18 protein-coding genes and 2 tRNA genes are annotated in these 21,460 nt (G+C 66.5%); 10 read left to right on the top strand and 10 right to left on the bottom strand.

Features of this window, described 5'->3' with window-relative positions; translation table 11 throughout:
- Positions 1 to 18: 18 nt before the first annotated feature.
- From cofC to LGY53_RS28180, 3 genes are all read left to right on the top strand, one after another.
- On the top strand, positions 19 to 699 hold the full coding sequence (gene cofC / locus LGY53_RS28190; RefSeq protein WP_167477048.1) for a 2-phospho-L-lactate guanylyltransferase: 681 nt from the start codon (positions 19 to 21) through the stop codon (positions 697 to 699).
- 199 nt (positions 700 to 898) lie between these two features.
- Positions 899 to 3,046: an RNA degradosome polyphosphate kinase gene (locus LGY53_RS28185; protein ID WP_374111248.1), complete on the top strand. Its 2,148-nt coding sequence runs from the start codon at positions 899 to 901 to the stop codon at positions 3,044 to 3,046.
- 17 nt (positions 3,047 to 3,063) lie between these two features.
- Positions 3,064 to 4,005: a bifunctional NUDIX hydrolase/histidine phosphatase family protein gene (locus tag LGY53_RS28180; RefSeq protein WP_225729731.1), complete on the top strand. Its 942-nt coding sequence runs from the start codon at positions 3,064 to 3,066 to the stop codon at positions 4,003 to 4,005.
- A 138-nt stretch (positions 4,006 to 4,143) separates the two neighbouring features.
- On the opposite strand, the gene LGY53_RS28175 is transcribed toward LGY53_RS28180, so the two are convergent.
- The 3 genes from LGY53_RS28175 to leuC all read right to left on the bottom strand — a co-directional run bounded on the left by LGY53_RS28175 (position 4,144) and on the right by leuC (position 7,011).
- Positions 4,144 to 4,755 (bottom strand): HU family DNA-binding protein, encoded by a 612-nt coding sequence (locus LGY53_RS28175; RefSeq protein WP_225729730.1) that lies wholly within the window; start codon positions 4,753 to 4,755, stop codon positions 4,144 to 4,146.
- A gap of 155 nt (positions 4,756 to 4,910) precedes the next feature.
- Complete coding sequence (leuD, locus tag LGY53_RS28170; protein WP_167477051.1) at positions 4,911 to 5,519, bottom strand: 3-isopropylmalate dehydratase small subunit; 609 nt, start codon at positions 5,517 to 5,519, stop codon at positions 4,911 to 4,913.
- 67 nt (positions 5,520 to 5,586) lie between these two features.
- On the bottom strand, positions 5,587 to 7,011 hold the full coding sequence (gene leuC, locus LGY53_RS28165) for a 3-isopropylmalate dehydratase large subunit (RefSeq protein WP_225729729.1): 1,425 nt from the start codon (positions 7,009 to 7,011) through the stop codon (positions 5,587 to 5,589).
- Positions 7,012 to 7,169: 158 nt separating this feature from the next.
- On the opposite strand from leuC, the gene LGY53_RS28160 reads away from it, so the two are divergent.
- The 3 genes from LGY53_RS28160 (at position 7,170) to LGY53_RS28150 (ending at position 8,733) form a co-directional block, all read left to right on the top strand.
- The gene (locus LGY53_RS28160) at positions 7,170 to 7,871 is read left to right on the top strand and encodes an IclR family transcriptional regulator (protein WP_225729728.1); all 702 of its coding nucleotides are present in this window, start codon (positions 7,170 to 7,172) and stop codon (positions 7,869 to 7,871) included.
- Positions 7,872 to 7,905: 34 nt separating this feature from the next.
- Positions 7,906 to 8,406, top strand: coding sequence for a PPOX class F420-dependent oxidoreductase (locus LGY53_RS28155; RefSeq protein ID WP_225729727.1), 501 nt, complete (start codon positions 7,906 to 7,908; stop codon positions 8,404 to 8,406).
- A gap of 126 nt (positions 8,407 to 8,532) precedes the next feature.
- Positions 8,533 to 8,733 carry a DUF5302 domain-containing protein gene (locus LGY53_RS28150; protein WP_167477055.1) on the top strand — a complete coding sequence of 67 codons (201 nt, stop codon included), beginning with the start codon at positions 8,533 to 8,535 and terminating at the stop codon, positions 8,731 to 8,733.
- A 400-nt stretch (positions 8,734 to 9,133) separates the two neighbouring features.
- Here LGY53_RS28150 and LGY53_RS28145 read toward each other — a convergent pair.
- The 4 genes from LGY53_RS28145 to LGY53_RS28130 all read right to left on the bottom strand — a co-directional run bounded on the left by LGY53_RS28145 (position 9,134) and on the right by LGY53_RS28130 (position 11,865).
- A tRNA-Glu gene (locus tag LGY53_RS28145) sits at positions 9,134 to 9,206 on the bottom strand.
- A 172-nt stretch (positions 9,207 to 9,378) separates the two neighbouring features.
- Positions 9,379 to 9,450: transfer RNA gene (locus LGY53_RS28140), tRNA-Gln, on the bottom strand.
- Positions 9,451 to 9,570: 120 nt separating this feature from the next.
- Entirely contained in the window at positions 9,571 to 11,043 is a 1,473-nt protein-coding gene (gene gltX, locus LGY53_RS28135) for a glutamate--tRNA ligase (RefSeq protein WP_225729726.1), read from the bottom strand.
- A gap of 45 nt (positions 11,044 to 11,088) precedes the next feature.
- The gene (locus LGY53_RS28130) at positions 11,089 to 11,865 is read right to left on the bottom strand and encodes a fumarylacetoacetate hydrolase family protein (protein WP_167477057.1); all 777 of its coding nucleotides are present in this window, start codon (positions 11,863 to 11,865) and stop codon (positions 11,089 to 11,091) included.
- A 173-nt stretch (positions 11,866 to 12,038) separates the two neighbouring features.
- Here LGY53_RS28130 and LGY53_RS28125 point away from each other — a divergent pair, with 173 nt between their 5' ends.
- Positions 12,039 to 13,223: an MFS transporter gene (locus tag LGY53_RS28125; RefSeq protein ID WP_225729725.1), complete on the top strand. Its 1,185-nt coding sequence runs from the start codon at positions 12,039 to 12,041 to the stop codon at positions 13,221 to 13,223.
- 402 nt (positions 13,224 to 13,625) lie between these two features.
- Positions 13,626 to 14,243: a TetR/AcrR family transcriptional regulator gene (locus LGY53_RS28120; RefSeq protein ID WP_225729724.1), complete on the top strand. Its 618-nt coding sequence runs from the start codon at positions 13,626 to 13,628 to the stop codon at positions 14,241 to 14,243.
- Positions 14,244 to 14,509: 266 nt separating this feature from the next.
- On the opposite strand, the gene LGY53_RS28115 is transcribed toward LGY53_RS28120, so the two are convergent.
- Together LGY53_RS28115 and serA are read right to left on the bottom strand one after the other, a co-directional pair.
- Positions 14,510 to 15,517: a 3-isopropylmalate dehydrogenase gene (locus tag LGY53_RS28115; protein ID WP_225729723.1), complete on the bottom strand. Its 1,008-nt coding sequence runs from the start codon at positions 15,515 to 15,517 to the stop codon at positions 14,510 to 14,512.
- 372 nt (positions 15,518 to 15,889) lie between these two features.
- On the bottom strand, positions 15,890 to 17,488 hold the full coding sequence (gene serA, locus LGY53_RS28110; protein WP_225729722.1) for a phosphoglycerate dehydrogenase: 1,599 nt from the start codon (positions 17,486 to 17,488) through the stop codon (positions 15,890 to 15,892).
- Between the two features lie 148 nt (positions 17,489 to 17,636).
- Between serA and LGY53_RS28105 the strand changes: the two genes are divergently transcribed.
- Positions 17,637 to 18,197: a TetR/AcrR family transcriptional regulator gene (locus tag LGY53_RS28105; protein ID WP_225729721.1), complete on the top strand. Its 561-nt coding sequence runs from the start codon at positions 17,637 to 17,639 to the stop codon at positions 18,195 to 18,197.
- A 72-nt stretch (positions 18,198 to 18,269) separates the two neighbouring features.
- On the top strand, positions 18,270 to 19,976 hold the full coding sequence (locus tag LGY53_RS28100; RefSeq protein WP_225729720.1) for an alpha/beta fold hydrolase: 1,707 nt from the start codon (positions 18,270 to 18,272) through the stop codon (positions 19,974 to 19,976).
- A 598-nt stretch (positions 19,977 to 20,574) separates the two neighbouring features.
- Here LGY53_RS28100 and LGY53_RS28095 read toward each other — a convergent pair.
- Entirely contained in the window at positions 20,575 to 21,459 is an 885-nt protein-coding gene (locus tag LGY53_RS28095; RefSeq protein ID WP_225729719.1) for a LysR family transcriptional regulator, read from the bottom strand.
- Position 21,460 lies beyond the last annotated feature (1 nt).

Genomic DNA, 21,460 nt, shown 5'->3' with positions numbered 1-21,460 from the left:
CATGGAAGGATTGGTCGCATGCGCCCGCACGCCGTGCACGCCGTGATCGCGGTCAAGAGCCTCGAACACGCGAAGACCCGCCTTGCCGACCGGCTGCGCCCGCCGGATCGGGCGCGGTTGGTGCTCGCCATGCTCGCCGATACGGTGGCGGCGGCGGTGGCGGTGCCACAACTGGTTTCGGTCACGGTGGTGACTCCCGACGCCGCGGTCGCCGAGCTGGCGCGCGGGCTGGGCGCCGAGGTCCATCCGGAGCCGCCCGCCGTCGCCGACGCGCTGAACTCGGCGCTGGCCGACGCCGCGGCCGCGGTCCGGCGGCGCAACGGCCCCGCCGAACTGCTCGCGCTGCAGGCCGATCTGCCCGCGCTGCGCCCGGAGGACCTGGCCGAGATGCTCGCCGCCGCGCCGCCGGGCCTGCGTTCACTGGTGGTCGACCACGCGGGAACCGGAACCGCCGCACTGCTGGTCCGCGACCCGCTCGCCGCGCTCGACCCGCGCTTCGGCCCGGATTCGGCGCGCAGGCATATCGAGGCGGGCGCGGTCGATCTCGCCGGTGATTGGCCGGGGCTGCGACTGGATGTCGATACCGCCGACGACCTCGACCTCGCCGTGGCGCTCGGCGCGGGTGACGCGACCCGCGCCGCGCTGCGCGATATCGGCTGGCCGCAGCGGGTACCCGAGTCCGCGCGACGGGTGTGCTAGCCGGTCGCCGGGGTGGCGTGATACTGGCGGCAATACCGGTGTCGGACTGCACACCTACCCGGTAGTAAGGGATGATCGTTGGCGTGAACGAGGGTCAGCGAGTGAAGAACAGGCACGGCGCGCCATCGCGCACAGCGGCCGAGAGCGCCCCACCGGCGCGGCCGATGAGCGGCAGGATCGAGCAGAGCGAGGCGCAGTCGTGAGTGATACACATCAGCTATTGCCAACGCCGCCGCCCGCGGCGTCCACGCTGCCGACCGAAACCGCGACGGAACGGTTGCCCGCCGATCGCTACCTCAACAGGGAACTGAGCTGGCTCGATTTCAACACCCGGGTGCTCGCCCTCGCCGAGGACGCCTCGCTGCCGCTGCTGGAGCGCGCCAAATTCCTGGCCATCTTCGCCTCGAACCTCGACGAGTTCTATATGGTCCGGGTCGCCGGACTGAAACGCCGCGCGGAGACCGGATTGCTGGTGCGCTCGGCCGACGGCCGTTCCCCCGGTGAGCAATTGGAGCTCATCGCGGCCCGCGCCCAGGAGATCGCCGACCGCCACGCGCGCGTCTTCCTGGACCACGTGCTGCCCGCGCTCACCGCGGAGGGCATCGCCATCATCGACTGGTCCGATCTGGACGACGATGAGCGCCAACGACTTTCGGGACACTTCCAGGATCAGGTGTTCCCGGTGCTCACCCCGCTCGCGGTGGATCCGGCGCACCCGTTCCCCTACATCAGCGGCCTGAGCCTGAATCTCGCGGTGACGGTGAAGGATTCGGCCACCGGTGGGGAACACTTCGCCCGCGTCAAGGTGCCCGACAACGTCGACCGGTTCGTCCGGGTCAGGCGCACCGAATCCGCTTCGACCATCGCGGCCTTCCTGCCGATGGAGGAGCTCATCGCCGCGCACCTGGATCTGCTGTTCCCCGGCATGGAAGTCGTTGAGCACCACTCGTTCCGGATCACCCGCAACGCCGATTTCGAGGTGGACGAGGACCGCGACGAGGACCTGCTGCAGGCATTGGAACGGGAATTGGCGCGCCGCCGCTTCGGATCCCCGGTGCGGCTGGAGGTTTCCGACGATATGACCGAGCACATGCTCGATCTGCTGTTGCGCGAACTCGACGTCGATCCCGGCGATGTCATCCAGGTGCCCGGCCTGCTCGACCTGTCCTGCCTGTGGCAGGTCTACGGGGTCGACCGGCCGAATCTCAAAGACGCACCGTATGTTCCGGCCACCCCGCCCGCCTTCGGCGAGCGCGAGACCCCGCGCAACGTCTTCGCCGCGCTGCGCGAGGGCGACGTGCTGGTGCACCACCCGTACGACTCGTTCTCCACCAGCGTGCAGCGGTTCATCGAACAGGCCGCCGCCGATCCGCAGGTGCTCGCCATCAAGCAGACGCTGTACCGCACCTCCGGCGACTCGCCTATCGTCAACGCGCTCATCGACGCCGCCGAGGCGGGTAAGCAAGTGGTGGCGCTGGTCGAGATCAAAGCCCGCTTCGACGAACAGGCCAACATCAAGTGGGCCCGCGCGCTGGAACAGGCAGGCGTGCACGTCGTCTACGGCTTGATCGGTCTCAAAACCCATTGCAAGACCTGCCTCGTGGTGCGCCGCGAGGGCGCGACCATCCGCCGCTACTGCCACATCGGCACCGGCAACTACAACCCGAAGACGGCGCGTCTCTACGAGGACGTCGGATTGCTCACCGCCGCACCGGAAATCGGCGCCGACCTGACCGACCTGTTCAATTCGCTCACCGGATACTCGCGAAAGGCCAACTACCGCAACCTGTTGGTGGCGCCGCAGGGTGTGCGCGCCGGGATCATCGAACGTATCCAGCGCGAGACCGAGCTGGCCCGTCAGGGCAAGCAGGCGCGAATCCGGATGAAGGCCAACGCGATCGTCGACGAACAGGTCATCGACGCGCTGTACCGGGCGTCGCAGGCCGGGGTTCCGGTGCAGATCGTGGTGCGCGGCATCTGCGGGCTGCGTCCCGGAGTACCGGGGATGAGCGAGAACATAGAGGTGCGTTCGATTCTCGGTCGCTTCCTGGAACATTCGCGGATCATGCACTTCCAGGCGCAGGACCAGTACTGGATCGGCAGCGCCGACATGATGCATCGCAACCTGGATCGGCGAGTGGAAGTCATGGCGCAGGTGAAGGATCCGCGGCTGAGCGAACAGCTCGGCTCGATCCTCGACTCCGCGCTGTACCCGACCACCAGATGCTGGGTGTTGCAGCCGGACGGCAGCTGGCAGGCCTGGCCGGAGAAGTCCGACGAGGACGGCGAGCAGGTGCGCGACCACCAAGAATTCCTCATGCGATTGCGGAGACCTGATCAGCAGTGAACGACGCGGGGTACGAGATGGACGGAGGGTCCTTCTGGGATCCCCGGGTACGAGCCAACATTCACGCCGCGGGCACGGTGCTGTGGCGCCGGGCCACCGACGGCTCCGGTGTCGAGATAGCCATCGTGCACCGGCCCAAATATCAGGACTGGTCGCTGCCCAAGGGCAAGCTCGATCCGGGTGAGACGCCGGTGCTCGCCGCGGTACGGGAGACCGCCGAGGAGACCGGGCTGGATTGCCGGCTCGGCCGATATCTCGGCCACGTCACGTATCCCATTCCGGGACACCGGAAGTTGAAGCGGGTCGACTACTGGGCCGCCGAGGTGGCCGGTGGCGCGTTCACCGCCAACTCGGAGGTGGACGAGCTGTCCTGGTATCCGATGGACCGGGTGATGGATCAGCTGTCGTATCCGATGGACCGGCAGGTGGTGCGCACCTTCATGCGGCTGCCCGCGCGCACCAGCACCGTGCTGCTGGTGCGGCATGCCAAGGCCGGACGCCGAGATCGCTTCTCCGGCCCCGACTTCGAGCGTCCGCTGGATCGGGCGGGCCGCGCCCAGGCCGACGCGCTGGTGCCGAATCTGTTGGCGTTCGGGGCATCCGAGATCTTTTCGGCCGATCCGCTGCGCTGTGTGCAGACGGTGACCCCGCTGGCCGAGAAGCTCGGCACCGATATCCGGCTCGAACCGCTGCTGTCCGAAACCGGTTATGCCGCAGCGCAAGACGAAGGCCGTGCCCGAGCGGTCGAGCTGGTCTCCGACACGGCGGTGCGCGTTATCTGTAGTCAGGGCAAGGTGATTCCTGATCTTCTCGCGTGGTGGGCTGAAAAGGACGGTGTCACAGTGCCTTCCGCTCGCAACCGGAAGGGCAGCGTCTGGGTGCTCTCGTTCGTCAAGGGCAGGCTGGTGGCCGCCGACCATCTGGACCGGTCCCTCTCGGTGGACATCGTCGGATCCTGATCCACGGCTCAGCCCAAAACCCGCTCCACACAACGAAAACGGCCCCAGGGTGTTTCCCTGGGGCCGTTTCCTACAGCGTGGCTTGGTGATTCGGCTGGGAACCGATCACCCAGCGGCTAAACGCCGCTGTCGCAGTGCCTACCGACGCCTGGCAGTGGCCTTGCGGGCCGGAGCCTTCTTGGCGGCGGTCTTCTTGGCGACGGTCTTCTTGGCAGCCGTCTTCTTGGCGACGGTCTTCTTGGCTACGGCCTTGGTGGTGGTCTTCTTGGCCGGTGCCTTCTTCGCAGTTGTCTTGCGAGCGGCCGCCTTTGCGGGCGCCTTCTTGGCCGCCTTCTTCGCCGTGGTCTTGGCCGGCGCCTTGGTGGCGGCCTTCTTGGCCGTCGTCTTCTTGGCCGCCTTCTTGGCGGTCTTCTTGGCCGCCACCGGCGCGTTCGCGCCGCGCTTGACCGCAGGGCCGCTGGCGGTCAGCTTCTGCTTCCCCGCGATTACGGCCTTGAATTGCGCACCCGGACGGAACGCAGGCACCGAAGTGGGCTTCACCTTGACAGTTTCACCGGTACGCGGGTTGCGAGCCACGCGCGCCGCGCGCTTACGCTGTTCGAACACACCGAATCCGGTGATCGTGACGCTCTGGCCTTTATGCACCGCGCGCACGATGGTGTCCACAACATGCTCGACTGCCGCTGTAGCCGTGCGCCTGTCTGTACCCAACTTTTCGGTCAGAACGTCGATCAGTTCCGCCTTGTTCATTGAATCCTCCGCAGACTAATGGCCCGTCGTCGGACCGACTAGGTACCAGGGTAAACCCAGTTTGGGCAAGAGTCTATGTGCCACGCCAAAATTCATGTGGTTTAGCACACGTCCAGCTACCGGCGAAGCCGTCGTACAGCTAACGAAGACGGTGATTACGCTTGCGAAATACGTGCCGGGAGGGTGGTGGGTTTCCAACTCGGCCTTGCCTTTTCGAACTGCCCGATCACGTCACTCCGGCGCAACGTCAGCCCGATGTCGTCCAATCCCTCGAGCAGACGCCACCTGGTGTAGTCGTCAATATCGAACGGCAACACGACGGTTCCGGCCGTCACGGTCCGACTCTCCAGGTCCACAACCAATTCCAGCCCCGGCTGTTCCTCGAGCAACTTCCACAGCATTTCGACATCGTTCTGTGACATCTGGGCGGCCAGCAGCCCGCCCTTGCCCGCATTGCCGCGGAAGATGTCGCCGAAGCGGGACGAGATGACGACCCGAAAGCCGTAGTCGGACAGTGCCCATACGGCATGCTCGCGTGAGGATCCGGTGCCGAAATCCGGACCGGCGACCAGCACACTGCCCCGGTTGTAGGGCTCGGTGTTCAGAATGAAGTCGGGATCCGTGCGCCACGCCGCGAAGAGGCCGTCGTCGAATCCCGTGCGCGTCACGCGCTTCAGGTACACCGCCGGGATGATCTGGTCGGTATCGACATTGGACCGGCGCAGCGGCACACCGATCCCCTTGTGCACGGTAAAGGCTTCCATTTTCGATTCTCCTGTGAGTTGACTGGGTGACCCGACTCGAACTGGGGGCGGAGGGATTTCGTCCCGCTCAGTCCAAATCAGCGGGCGAAGCGAGCGTTCCGCGTACCGCCGTCGCCGCGGCCACCAGCGGGGAAACCAGATGTGTGCGGCCACCTTTGCCCTGCCTGCCCTCGAAGTTGCGGTTCGAGGTCGACGCGCAGCGCTGACCGGGCGCGAGCTGATCCGGATTCATTCCCAGGCACATCGAACAACCGGCCTGCCGCCATTCGGCGCCCGCCGCGGTGAAAATCTCGCCCAGTCCTTCTTTTTCCGCCTGCGCACGCACCCGCATCGAGCCCGGTACGACCAGCATCCGCACACCGTCGGCGACCTTGCGGCCCTTCAAAATCCCGGCCACGGCGCGCAAATCCTCGATGCGTCCGTTGGTGCACGATCCGACGAATACCGTGTCGATGGCCACCTGCCGAAGCGGAGTACCCGGCTCCAAATCCATGTATCGCAGGGCCTTCTCGGCGGCCTCACGGGTCACCTCGTCGGCGATCTGCGCCGGATCGGGCACCGATTCACCCAGCGGCGCACCCTGTCCCGGATTCGTGCCCCAGGTGACGAAGGGGGTCAACGTATTCGCGTCGATGCGCACCTCGTGGTCGAATACCGCGCCGTCGTCGGTCTTCAGCGCCTCCCACGCGGCCACCGCGGCATCCCATTCGGCCCCCTGCGGCGCATGCGGACGGCCCTTCAAGAATTCGTAGGTGGTCTCGTCCGGCGCGATCATGCCCGCCCGCGCGCCCGCCTCGATCGACATATTGCAGATCGTCATTCGCGCCTCCATCGACATGGCGCGAATGGCTTCGCCGCGGTATTCCAGCACATAACCCTGGCCGCCGCCGGTGCCGATTCGCGCGATGACGGCCAGAATCAAATCCTTGCTCGTGACGCCGTCGGGCAGTGCGCCGTCCACCGTGATGGCCATGGTCTTGAACGGCCGCAGCGACAGCGTCTGGGTGGCGAGCACATGCTCCACCTCACTGGTGCCGATACCCATCGCCAGCGCGCCGAACGCGCCGTGCGTCGAAGTGTGGCTGTCACCGCAGACCACCGTCATACCCGGCTGGGTCAGACCGAGCTGCGGCCCGACGACGTGCACGATGCCCTGGTCCAGATCGCCCATCGGGTGCAGGCGCACCCCGAATTCGGCGCAATTGCGCCGCAGGGTCTCCACCTGGGTCCGGGAAACCGGGTCGGCGATGGGTTTGTCGATATCGACCGTCGGGACATTGTGGTCCTCGGTGGCGATGGTGAGATCGGGCCTGCGCACGGGCCTGCCCGCCGCGCGGAGGCCGTCGAAGGCCTGCGGGCTGGTCACCTCGTGCACGAGGTGCAGGTCGATGTAGATCAGGTCCGGTTCGCGGGCGGCGCCCTCCCCCTCGCCGCGGGCAACGACGTGTTGCTCCCACACCTTCTCGGCCAAAGTACGCGGGCGTTCGGCCATTCTTCGATCACCTTTCGGAACGCGCAGCCTGGTCCGCATCGTGGGCTGATGACACGACAATCGGCTGCATCGAATTCGGATATCGCGGGCGTAGCGGGCTGTCGAGACACGATCTGTTCGATGTGCAATCTCAACATCCGAGACGCTAATATCGTTGTATGAGACAGCATAGCGGTATCGGCGTCCTCGACAAAGCGGTGGCGGTGCTCCATGCCGTCGCCGAGCAGCCCTGCGGTCTCAACGAGCTCTGCACCCGCACCGGCCTGCCTCGGGCGACCGCGCACCGCCTCGCGGTGGGGCTGGAGGTGCACCGACTGCTGGCCCGCGACAACAACGGCCTGTGGCGGCCCGGCCCCGCCCTGGCCGAGCTGGCCACCAGTGCCGCTGATCCGCTGCTGGACGCGGCCGGAGCGATCCTGCCCCGGCTGCGCGAGATCACCGGCGAGAGCGTGCAGCTCTACGTCCGCGACGGGAATGCCAGGGTCTGCGTCGCGGCGATGGAACCACCGGTCGGCCTGCGCGACACCGTGCCGGTCGGGGCGCGGCTGCCGCTCACCGCGGGATCGGCGGCCAAGGTGCTGCTCGCCTGGTCCGATCCGGAATTGCAGCGCGCCATCCTGGCCGACGCGGTCTTCGGCGAGCGGCAGCTGGCCGAGGTGCGCAGGCGCGGCTGGGCGCAGAGCGCGGCCGAGCGCGCGGCCGGTGTCGCCAGCGTATCCGCCCCGGTGCGGGATGCGGCGGGCAATGTGATCGCGGCCGTTTCGGTATCCGGCCCGATCGACCGGATGGGCCGCAGGCCGGGCGCCCGCTGGGCCGCCGATCTGGTCGCCGCGGCCGATGCCTTGCACAAGCGTTTGTAAGGCAGTCTCAAATCGGAATCGCTAGTGTTTGCGCATGGGAGTCAACCAGCGGGCGCAGATCGTCATGTCCGATAGCGAAATCACCGAATTCCTGCAGCGCAGCCGCATCGCCACCATGGCGACGCTCGGGCGCGACGGCAGGCCGCATCTCACCGCGATGTGGTACGGCCTCATCGATGGCGAGATCTGGTTCGAGACCAAAGCCAAATCGCAGAAAGCCGTCAACCTGCGCCGCGATCCGCGGATCACCTGCATGGTCGAGGCCGGCCAGACCTACGACCAGCTGCGCGGCGTCGCCATCGAGGGCCGCGCCGAGATCCATGACGATCCGGACCGCCTGTTCGCCGTCGGGGTGAGCGTCTGGGAGCGCTACACCGGCCCCTACAGCGAGGAGGTGCGGCCGATGGTGGCGGCAATGCTGAACAAGCGGGTCGCCATCCGGGTGGTGCCGGAGCGGCTGCGCAGCTGGGACCACCGCAAACTCGGTCTGCCCGCACTCCCGCTCGGCGGCACCACCGCAACCCCTATCGACTGACCCGCGCGGTAAAGCACCTGACAACGCGGCATCCGCCAGCTACCGTCAGGCACGTTCGACACCAATGGCCGGGCGTCGCCGCCCAACCCGGGGGCGCCGCGCGCGGCCCGACGACGAGGAGCAGGCATGGCGCAATCGGGCAGTTCCAACGGCTCTGGCAGTACCAACGACGGCGCCGACGAGGTCAAACGCAAGTTCCGCGAGGCGCTGGAGCGTAAGAACCAGCAGCACGCCAGGTCGGCCGACCACCTCGACGGCCGCTCCAAGGCCAACTCCACCCACGGCAGCGCCACCCACAAGCGCGAATTCCGGCGCAAGAGCGGCTAACCCACCCCGCGAAAACAAAAAGACCCTCCAGTCCCCCTGGACCGGAGGGTCTACTCATATCTCCCACCTGCGCTTTACACCACAAAGTCAACAACCCGCCCCCACTCGCCACCCGCAAACAGCCCACATCACAAACCCCACCAGCGAACTTCCACCCACCGAAGCTCCAAACCCCCGAAACCCCCGCACATTAACCCAGCGACAACGTGAAGTCAGCCCAAACATAAACCCACCAACAAAACGCAACCCCCAACAAATAGGGGGCCAGGGGGCGAAGCCCCCGGTAGGGGGGTCCGGGGGGTGAAGCCCCGCCGGGCGGGGTGTGGGGGTTACACCCCCACAAAATGCGCGGAAATGAGCAATGGCGAGTGCTCTCCACGAGCACCCGCCACCCCGAATGTAGCCCCGACGGGATTCGAACCCGCGCTACCGCCTTGAGAGGGCGGCGTCCTAGGCCGCTAGACGACGGGGCCAGGACTGATCTCTCACTTCCGTGAGTGACCGCTCTGTCGATCTCGGAGCGGGATCCTTCGCTCTCTCGATCAGTGGAAGCTCGGCTAGCTTAACCGGCCGAAGCTCGGCGACCAAATCGCCGATTGCTGAACTGATTTCGGCCGCGAACCGAAGCTAGAACAACAATCTCCGCTGGGGTACCAGGACTCGAACCTAGAATGGCTGAACCAGAATCAGCTGTGTTGCCAATTACACCATACCCCATTGACCAGGGATTCCGACCTCGCGTCTGGTTGACTCGAGACCGTGTTCCGGGCCGAGAAGAAGATTACCCTACGGCTACCGGTTAACCACAAATCGCCTGGTCAAGGCCACATTTGAGCTTCAGCCCGCCGCCTGCCAGCCCTGCGCGGCGCGCAGCCTGGCGAGCGAGGTCTCGCGCCCGAGCAACTCCATCGACTCGTACAGCGGTGGGCTGATGTGCGATCCGGTTACCGCGACGCGCACGGGCGCGAAGGCCTTGCGCGGTTTGAGGCCCAGTTCGTCGATGAGCGCGGTTTTGAGCGCGTCCTCGATTGCGGCCGTCGTCCACTGCGGCAACGGCTCCAGCGCGGTAATAGCGGCCCGCAATACCGGTGCGGCTTCGGATCCCAGATTCTTCGCACCCGCCGCCGGATCAATTGCGAACTCGGCCGCGGGCGCAAACAGGAATCGCAGCAGATCCCATGCGTCGGCCAGTACCACGATCCTGGTCTGCACCAGTTCCGCGGCCGCGGCGAACATCTTGTCGTCGATTTCCGCGCCGATGTGTCCGTGTTCGGTGAGGTACTCACGCAAGCGGTGCGTGAAATCGCCCGGCTCCAGCAACCGGATGTGCTCGGCGTTGAGCGCATCCGCCTTCTTCTGATCGAATCGGGCCGGATTCGAATTCACTTTCGAAATGTCGAATGCCTCGACCATCTCGGCCATGGAGAACACATCGTGATCGTCCGAGATGCCCCAACCCAGCAGTGCGAGGTAATTCAGCAAACCTTCGGGAATGAATCCACGATCGCGATGTGCGAACAGATTCGACTCGGGATCGCGTTTGGACAACTTCTTGTTGCCCTGACCCATCACGAACGGAAGATGTCCGAACTCGGGGGTGAACTCGGCAACACCGATCCGGCGCAACGCGGCATACAGCGCGATTTGTCGCGGCGTCGACGAGAGCAGATCTTCACCGCGCAATACGTGGGTGATCTTCATCATCGCGTCGTCGACCGGGTTGACCAGCGTGTACAGCGGATCACCCGTGCCGCGGGTGAGTGCGAAGTCGGGCACACTGCCCGCCTTGAAAGTCGTTTCACCGCGCACCAAGTCGTGCCAGACGAGATCTTCGTCGGGCATCCGGAGCCGAATCACCGCGGGGCGACCGGCATCTCGGTACGTCTGGATCTGCTCGGGCGTGAGATTTCGGTCATAGTTGTCGTAACCCAGCTTCGGGTCACGTCCGGCTTCGCGGTGACGTTGCTCGACTTCCTCTGGCGTGGAGAAGGATTCGTACGCCTCGCCCGCCTCCAACAGCCTGCGCACGACGTCGCGGTGGATGTCGCGCCGCTCCGACTGCCGGTACGGCCCGTACGGCCCGCCGACCTCGGGACCCTCGTCCCAGGTGAGCCCGAGCCAGCGTAGGGCGTCGAGGATCGCGTGGTAGGACTCCTCGGAATCGCGTGCGGCATCGGTGTCTTCGATGCGGAAGACGAATGTGCCGCCGTTATGGCGGGCGTACGCCCAGTTGAACAGCGCCGTCCGGACCAGGCCCACATGCGGGGTCCCGGTCGGCGACGGGCAGAATCGGACCCGTACTCGTGTCATGGCTCTCTTTCGATCTGGCCTCTTCGAGCGACCTGCGAGCGGTCGCTAACGATGTTTGGCGGCAACAGGATTGGTGAGGGTGCCGATGCCCTCGACGGTCACCGTCACGCGCTGCCCGTCCTTCATCGGACCGACGCCCTCGGGGGTTCCGGTGAGGATCACGTCACCGGGCAGCAGCGTCATCACCGTGGTGACCCACTCGATGAGCTTCGGAATGTCGTGCAGCAGAAGCGAAGTGCGGCTGCGCTGGCGCACATCGCCGTCCAGTTCGGTGACGATCTCCAGATCCGATGGATCCAAGGCGGTTTCGATCCAGGGGCCGAGCGGGCAGAAGGTGTCGTACCCCTTGCCCCTGGTCCACTGGCCGTCGTGGCGCTGCTGGTCGCGCGCGGTGACGTCGTTGGCGACGGTGTATCCGAGCACGACGTCGAGCGCGCGGGCGGCGGGCACGTCCTTGCACGGCCTGCCGATGACGATGGCCAGTTCGCCCTCGTAATCGACCTGAGATGAGCTGGGCGGCAGGATGATCGGCGCGTTGGGGCCGATGATCGACGTGCTCGGTTTGAGGAAGATCACCGGATCTTCCGGTGCGGGCCCGCCCATCTCGGCCGCGTGCGCGGCATAGTTCTTGCCGACGCAGACCACCTTGCTCGCCAGAATCGGGGCGAGCAGGCGAACGTCGGCCAGCGGCCAGCTCCGCCCGGTGAATGTCGGCGTACCGAACGGATGTTCCGCGATCTCTTTGGCGATGCTGTCGCTTCCCTCCCCTTCGATGCTGACGAACGCGACCCCATCGGGACTGGCAACTCGACCTAGACGCATGGCTGGCAGTCTATCGACCTGCTCGAACGCGTCCGACCACGCGGTACGCGGGAGCTCGTCCCAGGTGTTGAGAACGACGCGTCACGACATGCCCGGCCGGGTGTACGGTAAACCTCGTTGTTCATTCAGTGGGACATGATTCCCAAATATTGAGATATACCGAGGTGATGCCGATGACTGCCGTGACTCAGCTTCCCGAGGTCCGGCGGTGGGCGATGCTCGGCCTCGGCGTCTTCGCCCAGGCGAGCAGCGCGATATTCGTACACGGCCTCCCGTTCCTGCTGCCCGCGCTGACCGATCGCGGCATGACCCTCGCCACCGCCGGTCTGCTGGTGGCCATGCCGACAGTCGGGCTGGTCTGCACGCTGATCGCATGGGGTTACGTCGTCGACCGGATCGGCGAGCGCCGCGTGCTGATCGGTGGGCCGCTGCTGATGTGCGTCGCGGGAGCGGCGGCGGCCGCGACGCACACCGATATCGCCTTGGGCGCACTGCTGTTCGTCGCAGGGGTCGGTGCGGGAAGCACCAACGGGGCCAGCGGTCGGGTGATCGTCGGCTGGTTCCCGCCCCGACAACGCGGGCTGGCCATGGGAATTCGGCAGGCCGCCCAGCCCGCCGGTGTCGCCGTCGGCGCGCTGGCGATCCCGTCCGTCGCTTCCAATCACGGTGTCGCCGCGGCGATTCTGGTACCGGCGGTAATGGCGGGCGCGGCCGCGCTCGGTTGTCTGGTCGGCATCGTCGATCCACCGCGACCCGCGGGCGCAGCGGATAAAGACTTGCGCGCCAACCCCTATCGCGGCGATTCGACGCTGTGGCGCATACACGCCGTTTCGGTACTGCTGGTCGTACCGCAGGGAACGGTGTGGACCTTCGCACTGCTGTGGCTGCACCGCGAGATCGGCTGGTCGCTGCCCGCCGCAGGCCTATTGGTCACCGGCACCCAAATCCTCGGCGCCCTGGGCAGAATCGGCGCCGGAGCATGGTCGGACCGGGTCGGCAGTCGACTGGGCCCGCTGCGCACGGTGGCGATCGCGGCCGTGATCTCCATGGCCGCACTGGGTTTCACCGCGTGGACGCACTGGTGGTTCGCGGCCGTGCCGCTGCTCGTCGCGGCCTCGGTCATCACCGTTTCGGATAACGGGCTGGCCTTCACCGCGGTCGCCGAAATCGCCGGACCCTACTGGAGCGGACGAGGATTGGGCATTCAGAACACTGGACAAAACCTTGCGGTCGCAGCGGTGCCTCCGCTGTTCGGCGCTCTCATAACTGCGAGTGGCTTTCCGGCTGCCTATTTGATGGCCGCCGCGCTGGCGGCGGTGGCGGTTCCGTTGGTACCGGCCGACAGGCGCACCGAATAGTGGTGCATACCTTATATATTCGCCCACCTCGTCGACGTGGCCCGCGTCATCCGAACCGGCCGGGTTTCGGTCACGGTGACGAATAAGGGTGCCCTACTTACGATTTCGTGCCCGCCTCGAATGTCCGAGGCGGGCACGAGGTCGGATCGTGGGATGATCCCACTCACCATTACCCGCTCATCCTTCTCTGAAACCTCTTGGTCCCAACAACTTCCGGCGATCTTGACGCGGCGGGCGCTCACATCCCCACCATGACAGGCGTCTGAAACCCGTCGTTCCCAACAACTTCCGGACTAACCCAGCAGAGAACATTTCACTTCGGTCGCGGTATCCCCAATTTGGCGACATAACGTCGCCAATGCGCTACGATAGCGACAGATCGTCGCCAACGACGGGAGCGAGATGCCGAAGATCGACGCACCGACCATCGCCGAGCATCGCGCGAACCAGGAGAACGCCCTACTCGCGGCGGCCCGCGCACTGCTGCTTTCCGAAGGGCCGCACGGGGTTACCCCCGCCGCGGTCGGTGCGGCCGCCGGGCTCGCCCGCAGCAGCGTCTACAAGTATTTCCGCTCCGGCGACGAGATCCTGACCAGAATCGTCGCCGACTCCTTCGCCGAGTGGGGGGCGCAGGTTCGCGATACCGTTGAACGCGCGGAGACCGCGGCGGGCCGGATAGAGGCATATGTCCGAACGACTTTGGCGCTGGCCGCGGCGGGCGACCATCGCATCGCCGTGCTCGGCGGCGGCCTGCCCCGCGACGAGGAGAGCCGCGCCCGACTCGCAAACGCCCACCACGATTTGGCCGCCCCGCTGCGCTCGGCCCTCACCGAACTCGGCGTCTCCGACCCCGAACTCACCGCCATACTCATCGACGGCGCCCTCGCCCGCGCCATCGACCTGCTCGACGCCGACCACCCGTCCGCCGAAATCATTCCGAAGACAGTCGGTTTCATCCAGCGCGCGGTCGGCATCACACATCACCGCCACCGCCCCCGCCCGCGAACCCATAAAGAATAAGGAAGGAACGCGCCTGCGCGTCGCCCGCCTACTCACCCCGCGGGAACCGGACCGCCCCTATCTGTCCATCCTCGAATTCACCGACGAGCCCGCGAATTCCGCTACCGCGCCTCCGCTGCCTTCCATGCCTGGCCAGACCATACCCCCATCGACGGTGCCCGCCTCACCACTGCCATGGTCCCCGAATCCCGCAGCGTCGACTGAACATTCAGCCGTCCGCACCGCCTATGCTTCAGAGCTCGATCAGGTCGCCGGTCGTCGTGCCGCTAGAGAACGGCGGTGATGCGGGCGCCGATCTCGGAGGTGGACGACGGGCCGGTGCGGGCGGCGAGGTCCTTGGCTACGGCGGATTCGATGCGGGCGGCGGCCTCGGTGTTGCCGAGGTGGTTGAGCAGCAGAGCCACCGAGAGGATCGCGGCGGTGGGGTCGGCCTTGGCCTGGCCCGCGATATCGGGTGCGCTGCCGTGCACCGGCTCGAACATGCTCGGGTTGACGCCGGAGGCATCGATATTGCCGCTGGCGGCGAGGCCGATGCCGCCGCTGACCGCGGCCGCCAGGTCGGTGATGATGTCGCCGAACAGATTGTCGGTGACGATGACGTCGAACCGGCCGGGATCGGTGACCATATGGATGGTCGCGGCGTCGATGTGCTGGTAAGCCGTTGTGACATCCGGGAATTCGGCACCGACCGCGTCGACGGTGCGCTGCCACAGCGAACCGGCGAAGGTGAGCACGTTGGTCTTGTGCACCAGGGTGAGGTGCTTGCGGCGGGCCTGCGCCTTGGCGAAGGCGTAGCGCACCACCCGCTCGATGCCGAACCGGGTATTGGTGCTGACCTCGGTGGCCACCTCGTGCGGGGTCTGCACCCGGATCGCGCCGCCGGTTCCGGTGTACGGGCCCTCGGTGCCCTCGCGCACCACCACGAAATCGATATCCGGATTGCCGGACAGCGGGCTGGTCACTCCGGGAAACAGTTTGGACGGCCGCAGGTTCACATGGTGGTCCAGCGCGAAACGGGTGCGCAGCAGCAGGCCGCGCTCGAGCACGCCGCTCGGCACCGACGGATCGCCGATCGCGCCGAGCAGGATCGCATCGTGCTGCTTCAGCTCGGGCAGTACCGAATCGGGCAGGATCTCACCGGTGCGGTGGTAACGCTTGGCGCCCAGGTCGTATTCGGTCTTCTCGACACCGGGAACCACCGCGTCGAGCACCGCGAGCGCCTCCGCGATGACCTCGGGGCCGATTCCGTCGCCGGGGATGACTGCAAGCTTCATGGCACAGGGCTCCGTTCAGTTTCACTGGCCGCGGATCACCGATTCGGCTTCCGAGCGGCCGGACCGCAAGCACCGCAACATTAACCGGTGCCCGCTCCGACCTGGCCACCAGGGCGACCTGCTCCCACATCGTGGGATTTACGGCCCACTTGCCGATACGACTCGCGCGGAGCCCGACCGCTGGCCGGACCCCGCGCGGGCCTAGGCCCTGTGTCGAAGTCCGGCCGGATGCATCCGTGGCTCAGCTCGTCGCCTGGCAAGGCGGAGGAGGAGCCGATACCGGGTTTGTATCGGCGACGACGACAACGCGGCCAGGCGGCGAGCTGGGCCGCGGAGGCGCCGGATGGGACTTCGACACAGGGCCTAGGAGTATCAGGAGAGGTCGACCAGCACGACCTTGGCCGCGCCGACCGCATCGGCGATGGCGGCCTGAACATCGGCGGGCACCTCGCGGTTCACCCGCAGGATCACCGTGGCGCCCTGCTTGTCGACGTCCTGGCTGAGCTGCGCGGCGAGGATGTCGATCTCGGATTCGCCGAGTTTGGTGGCGATCCGGCCGAGCGCACCCGGCTTGTCCGAGTAGTTCAGCACGCCCAGGTTCAGACCCTCGGCCCGCATGTCGTAGTTGCGGCCGTTGATGTTGACGATCTTCTGCACCTGCTGCGGCTCGGTCAGCGTGCCGGCCACATTCAGGGTGCGGCCGTCGCCGAACACTGCGCGCAGGTCGACCAGGCTGCGGTGGCTCGGGCTGTCGGTGATCGTGGTGACCTGCGCGGTGATACCGCGATCCCGGGCCAGCGTCGGCGCGTTGACGAAGGTGACCTGCTCTTCCACCAGCGCCGAGAAGATGCCGCGCAGCGCCGAAAGCTCCAGCACCGCAACGTCTTGCGCGGCCAGCTCACCGCGCACCTGCACCTCGATGCTCACCGGCAGCTCGTTGGACACCGCACCGAGCAGAGCGCCCTGCTTGCGCACGATATCGAGCCACGGCGCGACATCCTCGTTCACCGCTCCGCCGGTGACGTTCACCGCACCGGGCACGAATTCGCCTGCCAGCGCGAGCAATACGGACTTCGCGACATCGGTGCCCGCCCGGTCCTGCGCCTCCGCGGTGGACGCGCCGAGGTGCGGGGTGACGACGACCTGCGGCAGCTCGAACAGCGGGCTGTCGGTGCACGGCTCGGTCTCGAATACGTCGATGCCCGCGGCCCGGACGTGGCCCGACTTGATCGCATCGGCCAGCGCGGCCTCGTCGATCAGGCCGCCGCGCGCGGCGTTGACGATGATGACGCCCGGCTTGGTGAGCGCCAGCTTCTCCTTGCTGAGCAGGCCCTTGGTCTCGGGGGTCTTGGGCAGGTGCACCGAAATGAAGTCGGCGCGCTGCAGCACCTCGTCCAGGCTCAGCAGTTCGATGCCGAGCTGGGCGGCGCGCGCGGGCGAGACGTAGGGGTCGTACGCGACGATCTTGGTTTCGAAGGCGGCCAGGCGCGCGGCGAAGAGCTGCCCGATGCGGCCGAGGCCGATCACGCCGACGGTCTTGTCGAAGATCTCGACACCGTTGAACTTGCTGCGCTGCCAGGTGTGTTCGCGCAGGGTGGCGTCGGCGGCCGGGATCTGGCGGGCGGCCGCGAGCAGCAGCGTGACGGCGTGCTCGGCCGCGGTGTGGATATTCGAGGTCGGCGCGTTGACCACCATGACACCGCGCTCGGTGGCCGCGGGCACGTCGACGTTGTCGAGGCCGACGCCGGCGCGCGCGACGATCTTCAGGTTCTTGCCCGCCTCCAGGACCTCGGCGTCCACCGTGGTCGCCGAGCGCACCAGCAGTGCGTCGGCCTCGGGGACAGCGGCGAGCAGCGCCGGGCGGTCGGGCCCGTCGACCCACCGAACCTCGACACCGTCACCGAGCGCGTCGACGGTCGACTGGGCGAGCTTGTCGGCGATCAGAACAACAGGACGACCTGCTTGGCTCACTGTGCGGTACTCCTGGGGAAATGGGGTCGGCAATTACCGCCGCCCAGCTTAGTTGGCCCGTTTTCATCGCCGTTTCCGCCCTGGTTGGCGGCCGTCGTCAATTTCAAGGGTTCGCAAAAATATGATGACCGGTCTATAGTTTCGAGCCATGGGAGCGAAGGGCGACGAGACGCGGGGCAAACTGATCCAGGCCACCCGCGCGCTCGTCGAGGAACAGGGCTATTACGGCGCCGGACTCAACCGCATCATCGAAACCAGCGGTGCGCCACGCGGATCCGTCTACTTCCACTTCCCCGGCGGCAAGGACGAACTCGTCGCCGAGGCGATCAAACTGTCCGGCACCGAGATCGCGACGCTCATCGATTCCGTCGCGCTGGCCGATGCCGGTGACGCGGCGGAGCAGCTGCTCACCGCATTCGGCGACCGGCTGGCCGCATCCGGCTGGCGCAGCGGCTGCCCGGTGGCGACCGTCGCACTGGAGGTTTCCGCAGACAACGACGCCATCCAGGCCGAATGCGCTGCCGCGTATACGGCTTGGGAGCAGGCCCTCCGAATCCGGTTGCGCGGCGCGGGACGCGCCGATGCCGACGACCTGGCCGCATCGATCCTGGCGCTGATCGAGGGCGCGCTGCTGCTGGCCCGGTCGCGGCGCAGCAGGGAGCCGCTGGAGCGGGTGGCCCGAACCATTCGAACCCTCATCGGTAACTGAACCAATTGCCTTGCTAGGCAAGGCTTTTCGCAGGTCTATAAAATATGTAGACCAGTCCATTTAGGAGATGGGATGTCCGATAGCATCGTCTTCGGGGCCGCCGGATTCATCGGGCGCGCCGTTGTCGCCGAGTTGCTCACCAAAGGTCACGCGGTAATCGCCGCACTGCGGCCGGGAACGCAGCGACGGCTCGTCGAATACCTCGAAGAGCGCGACGTGCCGCGCGACGAATTGACCATTGCCCCTTGCGATATCGTCGCGCCGGACCTCGACCTGCCGGACGGGCTCGACGTCAGCGGCATCCGCGACGTATACAACTGCGCCGCCCGCTATGCCTTCGGGCTGGCGCACGACGACGCCCACACGGTCAACGTCACCGGTGCGGTGAACGTACTGGATTGGGCCGCAGGGCTATCCGGACTGCGGCGGGTGGTCCACATCACCGGATATCGCGCGGCGAGCGAGGCCCGGCCGACCACCGCCCCGCTGGGCGCGTACGAGTCGACGAAGCTGGCGGCCGACCCGCTGGTGCGCGAAACCGCCGCGCGGCACAATATTCCGTTGACGGTCGCGAATCCGAGCGCCGTGCTCGGACCAGGTCAGTACATCGGGCTGACCGATACGGTCGAGCGCCTGTGGAACGGTAAGTTGCCCGCGTTGCCGGGCGGCCGCGAAACCTTTGTTCCGGTAGTCGATCTCGACTACTTGGCCGCATTCCTGACCGCGCTGCCGGAACAGCACGACACCGCAGGACAGTCGTATACGGTGCTCGACCCGGCGACTCCCGTTCTGCCCGAAGTGATCCGGCTGCTCGCGGAGCATATGGGGGTGCGGGCGCCGCGGTTCTCGGTACCCGTTTCGATGCTCGAACGGCTGCCGCGGGCGCTGACGGGCGCCGATCCGGAACAGTTTCCATTCCTCGTCGAGGATCGGTACGACACGAGCGCGGCCGAGGCCGTCGCAAACCGCGCCGGACTCGTCATGCCGCCGGTCGAATCCGTCCTGCGCACATGGGCGGATCACTTGGTGGCCGGTCGATTCGGCACCGTAACCGCCGAATCGGACGCGGGATTCGCCGACGGCGTCTGGCTGTCGGGCGCCAGGGAACTGCCGGAATATGTGCTGCTACACGGGATTCCGCTGGACGGCAGCTCGTGGCTGCCGGTCCGGGACGCACTCGGCGCACCGAGTCTGGCCGCGGATCTGCCCGGCCTCGGCCGGTCCGCGCCCGGACGGATCGAAGAATTGCTGCCCCGGCTCATGCGGTCCATCCGGAGCGAGCCGGTACTGGTCGGACATTCGCTCGGCTGCTGGCCGGTGCTCGAATACGCCGCGGCACACCCGGATCGGGTGTCCGGGGTGGTGCTGATATCTCCCGCGTTTCTGCAGAAACCGCTGAGCCCGCTACTGCGTTCGCCGTTGACGGAACTGGCATTGCGCCGAATGTCGGCCGCCACCTTGGCAACTCGGCTCGGCGTACCCGAGGGCGATGCGGTGGCGAGCGCATCGGCCAACCTGCGGCGGGCCGGTGTCGCGCACCGGACCGCGGCGGCATTGCGGGCGGCATCTGCCGAATCACACCGAAAGGAGTTGCGCGCCTTACTGGAGCGCGTCCGGGTTCCGGTGCGGATCGTCATCGGCGCCGATGATCCACTGGTGGCGCCGGTGTCGCTACCGACGACGGTTGTCGCCGGTGGCGGGCACTATCCGCAGTTGACGCATCCGGAAGTGGTCGCGGCCGCGATATCCGCCGTCCGAGTCGAGGCGAGCCGCACGTAGTCCCCGGATACGACGGAGGCCGACCTCCCGCGCCGCGCGCGCCCGGAGGTCGGCCTCGAGTCGAATTCAATCGACCATCACGTCGGTGATCAGCGACCGAAGGATCCCGTCCACAGGGTGTCGATGATGCCGTGGAACGCGGCGCCGAAGGTGTTCAGGAAACCGTTCAGAGCGGCGCTACCGGTGTCGATGATAACGGGGATCATTGAAATACCTCTTCGTTGGAACAACAACCCAGTTGAACTGGCTGACACATGGCACATCGGGCCGTCGACAAATACGGTTACAAAATTCTCGCGGATAGTGACGCAGACTACATTCGGCCGCCCGATGTGACATGGTCAACCGTCCAGAAGGGTTTGAACTGGGGAAATAGCCTCTCACCAGCGCAAACGATGCAAATTCGGACGTTAATTTTCCTCGCTAACGAACAATTATGAGAATCCGATAAGACACGCCGCTACGCGGCCGAAAAACTAACCGCGCACGATCGATTCATGCCCATGGAACTGACGGCATCCGGCGGGATGCGGCCGGAAAACCCCTATCCGGGAAACGACCCCGAGGCCAATCACGATCAGATCTCGATGGCGGGTGATCAGCCCAGCTCGCCGAGCACGTCGGCGAACGCGCGCACCCGCGCCGTCTCGCGACTGCGATGCCAGCACAGCCCGAGCACCGAATCGTCCAACCCGTCGACCGGCACGAAGGACACCGACGGCCGGGCCCGGTGGTCGCTGGTCGGCTTGCACAGCAGCATGGACCCGCGCTCGGTGGCCACCAGCGCCAACCCTTCCTCGAGCGTGCGCACCACGGGCCCGGCCGGAATCGCCCGCCCGCCCGGCGTGCTGCTCGGCGCATGGGCATCGCGCCAGTACTGCGGAGCCGGGCCGCGAAACCCGATCAACCGCTCCTCGGCGAGTTCCTCCGCATGGATACTGTCCCGGCCCGCCAGCCGATGCCGAGCCGAAACGGCAAGCTGCTGAGTCTGTTTCGCGAACACATGGCCGAGCACCAGATCCGGCTCGCGGATCGGCGTCAGGATGAGCGCGACATCGACCTCGTCGCGGTAGAGCGGGCCGAACGGATCGGCGAGCGGAATTTCCCTGAGATCGATGGCACAGTCGGGGTATCGCCGCTGGAAGTGCTCGATCGCCGCCATCAGGCCCAGATCGGTGCTGCCCTGAAATCCGATGCGCAGCAGGCCGTGCACGCCGCGCGCCGCATTGCACGCCCGGTCGAGGGTGTGGCCCAATGCCTGATAGGCGGGCCGCAGCTCGGCGGCGAATTCGGCGCCCAGCGGGGTGAGGCTCACCCGGCGGCTGGTGCGATCGACCAACCGGCCCCCGATCCTTCGCTCCAATGACCGCAGCAGCTGACTCACCCGGCCCTGTGAGATATACAACCTCTCACCCGCGCGCCCGAAGTGCAGTTCCTCGGCCAGCACCAAAAAGGCCTCCAGTTCACGCACTTCCAGCCCCATC

The organism is Nocardia sp. JCM 34519.1 (assembly GCF_020361265.1).
Lineage (GTDB): Bacteria > Actinomycetota > Actinomycetes > Mycobacteriales > Mycobacteriaceae > Nocardia > Nocardia arthritidis_A.
The sequence above is the reverse complement of the archived record's forward strand: the minus strand, read 5'-3'. Positions and strand labels throughout refer to the sequence as shown.